Annotated in this window: 4 protein-coding genes and 2 pseudogenes; 4 read left to right on the forward strand and 2 right to left on the reverse strand. The window is 58.1% G+C overall.

The window, feature by feature from the left end:
- Positions 1 to 1,497, reverse strand: a pseudogene (locus ACLP2E_RS08005) (hypothetical protein); the annotation flags it as partial.
- A 706-nt stretch (positions 1,498 to 2,203) separates the two neighbouring features.
- Between ACLP2E_RS08005 and nthA the strand changes: the two are divergent.
- From nthA to ACLP2E_RS08025, 4 genes and pseudogenes are all read left to right on the forward strand, one after another.
- Entirely contained in the window at positions 2,204 to 2,830 is a 627-nt protein-coding gene (gene nthA / locus ACLP2E_RS08010; RefSeq protein ID WP_442465610.1) for a nitrile hydratase subunit alpha, read from the forward strand.
- Positions 2,827 to 3,486, forward strand: a complete 660-nt coding sequence (gene nthB, locus ACLP2E_RS08015) for a nitrile hydratase subunit beta (RefSeq protein ID WP_442465611.1) — start codon at positions 2,827 to 2,829, stop codon at positions 3,484 to 3,486. The genes nthA and nthB overlap by 4 nt, the downstream gene beginning before the upstream one ends.
- Positions 3,473 to 3,799, forward strand: a complete 327-nt coding sequence (locus tag ACLP2E_RS08020; protein ID WP_442465612.1) for a nitrile hydratase accessory protein — start codon at positions 3,473 to 3,475, stop codon at positions 3,797 to 3,799. Before nthB ends, ACLP2E_RS08020 begins: the two co-directional genes overlap by 14 nt.
- 352 nt (positions 3,800 to 4,151) lie before the next feature.
- Positions 4,152 to 4,682, forward strand: a pseudogene (locus ACLP2E_RS08025) (hypothetical protein); the annotation flags it as partial.
- A gap of 18 nt (positions 4,683 to 4,700) precedes the next feature.
- On the opposite strand, the gene ACLP2E_RS08030 reads toward ACLP2E_RS08025, so the two are convergent.
- Positions 4,701 to 5,069 (reverse strand): hypothetical protein (locus ACLP2E_RS08030; protein WP_442465613.1); only part of this gene is annotated, 369 nt, incomplete at its 5' end.

Raw genomic sequence — 5,069 nt, forward strand, 5'->3', positions numbered from 1 at the left:
CAAGGTTCCCAGTTTGAAGACGCCTTCGATTGAGCATGCGTACGAGCGACCGGACTTCCCGCATGTTTCACTGGGCGCCCCAATGAAGAAGTTCGAACGGAATTTTTCAATATCTTCGGTAGCGGCCTTTTTGAACTGCTGGCCAATATCGCCGTCCGCCTGGCCGCCGATGTAGTCACGGAGCTGCTTCTCGAAGACTTGATAGTAAGCGTCAATACGGGCCGATTTCTGATTGGGCCCAGACCCCTGTCCGGCGACGGCTATTTCGCCACGACTGAGCATTTCCTCTCGTTGGACGCGCTGCCGTTCGGTTTCTGCGATATTGGCGGCCAACAACCCGGTTGCCGCGGTCTCCAGTTTCAGCAGGTCTTGTTCTGAAAATTTCAGGTTTGCGCGCTGCGTCTCGATCTGTTGGCGAAGCGCGCTCGCCTTGGAGAAGGAAAACTTGTTCGACGGATCGAGCAGAGCTGAAAGCTTCTTCAGTGCGCCTTCGGCGATCATGTCTTTTCGCCGCTCGGCAACAATCGCTAGTCGGGCTGCCTTTGCGCGTGGCGTCTCCAGTTGCGCCTTTCCGACAATCTGACCTGAAACCAATGCGGTGACCAATTGATCGATGTCGAGAGGACTCGTTGGCGCCGTCTCCAGAACATAGAACTCGTCACAGCGGCTTTGAGCCCCATCGATTGAACAGGAGATATTCTTCATCAGGTTCTGTGAGGAGAACGGATGACATGTCGACATGACCGGCACGGCCTGCGAATCAGCCGGCGCCACCCGCTCGGAAACCAAAGTCTCGATGCTCTGTCCGCCGTTCTTGAGGAAACGGTCGACGCATGTGTGCACGTAGGTGTCGAGGGAAGCCCATGCCTTGCGAGCGGCATCGATCTGCTGACATTGCGATATGAGAGGTAAAACCTGAGAATCTGAGGGGCCTATGCTCATGTCGGCGAGCATTGATGCGGATTGATTGTTCGTCTGGAGCAGACGACCCACGCATGTGTTCATGGAGGGATCGAGAGAAGCCCACGCCTTGTGCGCCGCATCGATCTGCTGACATTGCGATATGAGCGGTGAAACCTGCGAGTCCGACGGGGCGACGGCCAATTCGGCGAGCGCCGATATAGATTGATTGTTCGCCTGGAGAAGACGACCCACACAGCTTTTCGTGTGGGCGTCCATCGCCCTCCATGCGCGAGCGACACTTGCGATTTGCTGGCATTTTGAAATGTAAGGCTGGAGCTGGGGGTTGTTCGCCATCACCCCGTTAGCCACGAGATTTTGAATGGATTGACCTTCTGGGCGGAGTTGATCGTCCACGCATGATCGAATTGCGGCGTAAGGCTTCCAGGATTCTTGGGCCATTCCAATTTGAATCATTCCGCCGAGCAATTCGCCGAACCCCTGAGCGTTTGCCACGCCTACTGTGGCCCAGAAAATTGCTTGAAATAAAATAATAAAAAGGCCGGTTCGAAACCAGCGATAAGGCCTATCCAGCATAATTACAGCCCCCTGTCGGGGCGCATAGTTGCTCAGTTCAAGCCAGCGCGCAACTGATCAGGCAGCGACCAAATGTAACTAAGGTTAAGATGAGACATCACGTAACTGCCGCCGAGCGAACGCTAATCGAAAGCGACCTCGTGGCGGAACAACCGTCATTTTTGATTTGTTGCCAACGGAATTTCAGTCCGAATTTCCGGGTGGGGTGCCGAAGGCGCATTGATGCCGATCCGTTCGGTTGAACCCCGCTGACATAATTCTACGGCCTATGCGTCGAAACCGTCAGCGAGCTTCCGAACACGAGGTTCCATATTGCTCGTTATGCGATGAGGTGTGACCTGCTCGATCCAGGCCGTTGCCGCGCTTGAGTCTCGTCCATGCGGTGAGTTCCAAACGATGCAATCGGTGGCGCGGATGAGGTCCTTAACCGGCGATTGCAGCCGGTCACGACCGGCGTTGGCAAAGGCAGGATCGGGCCCAACTGCAGACATTGGTAGCGATCACCATGTCCCCTTCGCGATTTTCGTGCTATGATAATCTTGTTTTGCTGGCGCACTCCCTTGTTAAAATTATCCAAGGGCAATCGCCTCCAGAACATGTTGGACGCCTGACGCTCGCGAATTTGGCGGGGTAGGTTTGTGGCGCCATTGTTGGCGGTTTCGCGGTCGGCCGCCCCCCTAGTCGTCGTCAAAAATGGACATGAGCCATGGATGACAAAAGCGGCCATTCCCATTCCGAACTTTCCGACGTCGCCCTTCGCGTGCGGGCGCTCGAAACCCTCCTGGTCGACAAAGGCTACGTCGATCCGGCGGCGCTCGACGCGATTGTGGAAAGCTACGAGACTAGGATCGGTCCGCGCAATGGCGCGCGCGTCGTGGCGAGGGCGTGGACGGACCCGAAATTCCGCGAACGGCTGCTGGCGAACGCGACCAGCGCCATTGCCGAATTCGGCTTCGGCGGACGGCAAGGCGAGCACATGGCGGCTCTCGAGAACACGCGCAGACGGCACAATCTCGTCGTCTGCACCTTGTGCTCCTGTTATCCTTGGCCGGTCCTGGGCCTGCCGCCGGTCTGGTACAAGTCGCCCGCCTATCGCTCCCGCGCCGTCTTGGACCCGCGCGCGGTCCTCGCCGAATTCGGTCTAAATCTCGCCGCCGATACGGAAATCCGGGTCTGGGATTCGACGGCCGAATTGCGATACATCGTCGTGCCCATGCGGCCGGAATACACAGATGGTTTTGATGAGGAGCAGCTCGCCGCGCTCGTGACGCGCGACAGCATGATTGGCGTCGGGCTGGCGCTGTCGCCAACAAATGGGAGCCCGAAATCATGAATGGCGTGCATGACCTTGGCGGCATGATGGGCTTTGGTCCGATCGCGCCGGAACAAAATGAGCCGGTGTTCCATTGCGATTGGGAACGGCGCGCCTTGGCCCTGACTTTGGCTGCGGCCGCGTGCGGGGAGTGGAACCTGGATATGGTCCGCTACGCCCGCGAAAGCCTGCCGCCCGCCGAGTATCTAACCAAGAGCTATTATGACATCTGGATCACGGCGCTGGAGCATTTGCTGTTGAAGGCCGGCTTGATCGCGGCCGAAGAACTGCAACAAGGCACGGTTTTAGTCCCGGCGCGCGCCGTCAAAGGGAAATTGGCGCCTGCCGATGTCGAAGCCGTGCTTCGCAAAGGCACGCCTTACGATCGACCCGCGTCAGCCGAGGCCCTCTACCGCGAAGGGGAGAAGGTGCGCACGAAAGTCATGCATCCTCCGACGCACACGCGACTGCCGCGTTATGCGCGCGGCAAAGTCGGTGTGGTCGAAACCGTGCGCGGCTGTTTCGCCTTTCCCGATTCCAAGGCTCGTGGCGTGGGCGACGACCCGCACTGGTGCTATACGGTGCGCTTCACCGGCCGCGAATTATGGGGCGCGGAGGCGGACCCAAATCTGAACGTGTCGATCGATGCCTGGGAGCCCTATCTTGAATGGGCCTGAAGCGCCGCCCTTCGATGAGCCTTGGCAGGCGCAGGTCTTCGCCATGGCCGTCGCGCTCAATGAGCGGGGCCTGTTCAGCTGGAGCGAATGGACGCAGGCGCTCGGCGCTGAAATTGCAGCCGGGTCGCAAGAGGCGGGTAACGCCATCTATTTCGAGAACTGGCTGCGGGCGCTCGAAAAGCTCCTTGCCGCCAAGGGCGTGGCGAGCGAGGCCGATATCGTGAACCTTGCAAACGCCTGGCGCGCCGCCGCGCTGGCGACGCCGCACGGCCATCCCATCTTGCTCGGAGCCGATCGCTCAAGCGGCGACTGAACCAATGCAAAGGCGGAATCCGTCAAGACTGGCGTCCGCCATGATGAGACTATCGAGGAGACACCATGAATGACGTGATCGACCCGTTCGTTGAGGTTTCGGGCCATTAGCTTCTGCGTTACGAAATTGTGATTTCAAGCGGTTCTAAGCTTCCGCGCGATTCTATTCTTGCCACATTTTAGAAAAACGCCGTTTCGCCCAGGCTAAGTGACTGTTCTGAATAAACTGAAATGCTAACTTAGCTAATTTCGCGGAGATCAGAAGCTGGCGGCACCCTTGCACTACGGAAGATATTCTTGCTGAGCGGTGTCAAAATTTATGTCAATATGCATTTTGATGGTGGGGTTGGATCATGGCCAGAAGCAGCGCCTCCAAAGCCAAACAAATCACCGCGCAAGAGGCTGCGTCCCTTGTGCGATCCGGCATGTGGATTGATTACGGGGCCATGCTTAGCCAGCCTGACGCCTTTGACGCCGCCCTGGCGATGCACCGGGACGAACTCCAAGGCGTGAAGATTCGCTCGTGCATGTCGATGAGTCGGAGAGCGGTTCTGGAGGCCGATCCCGATGGCGAGCACTTTTGTTGGATCAGCCTGCATTTCTCAGGGTATGACCGCAAGAAGCATGATGCCGGCATCGCCCATTACATGCCGGTCCATCTTGGCGAAATTCCTGATTATTATCGCAGATTCATAGATCCAGTAGATATCGTCATTCTAAAGACCTGCCCAATGGACGAAAATGGATATTTTAATTTTAGTGTCTGCAATCTTTGGCATCAGTCGATCATCGACCGCGCCCGGCTGGTGATAGTGGAACAGTGCGCGGGTCTTCCATATGTGATGGGCGAACAGTCGGGCGTGCATGTCAGCGAGGTGGATTACGTTATTCCGGGCGACGATTCATCTGCCCTCGAGGTCGCGCTTCTTCATCGACTGGTTGACGAACACGTACTTGGACGCGTCGAACTCGTCGCCCAGCGCCTCCGCGAGCGCGCGCTCGATGCGGTCGTTGTAGATGATCCGTCCGATCGTCGTGAGCACGTGACCGCCCTCGCGCCCGTAGGGACGGAACTCGGCGATGTCGTGCAGCTTGACCACGTTGCCCTCGTAGGAGAGCTCCGCCTCCTGCGCCGTGCGGAACACGTGCGGGCGCGGCTCATACGTGGCGCGATCGATCTTCGAGAGCTCCTCCGCTTCCGGCCCGTAGGTCAGGTAGTAGGCGCCGAGGATCATGTCCTGCGTCGGCGTCGCCAGCGGCGCGCCGTGCGC

Source organism: Rhodoblastus sp., assembly GCF_052145335.1.
GTDB lineage: Bacteria > Pseudomonadota > Alphaproteobacteria > Rhizobiales > Beijerinckiaceae > Rhodoblastus.

What these genes read in the sequence shown, in the direction of transcription:
- nthA (WP_442465610.1), top strand. Translation starts at nt 2,204, where the DNA reads ATGGATGACAAAAGCGGCCATTCCCATTCCGAACTTTCCGACGTCGCC.
- nthB (WP_442465611.1), top strand. Translation starts at nt 2,827, where the DNA reads ATGAATGGCGTGCATGACCTTGGCGGCATGATGGGCTTTGGTCCGATC.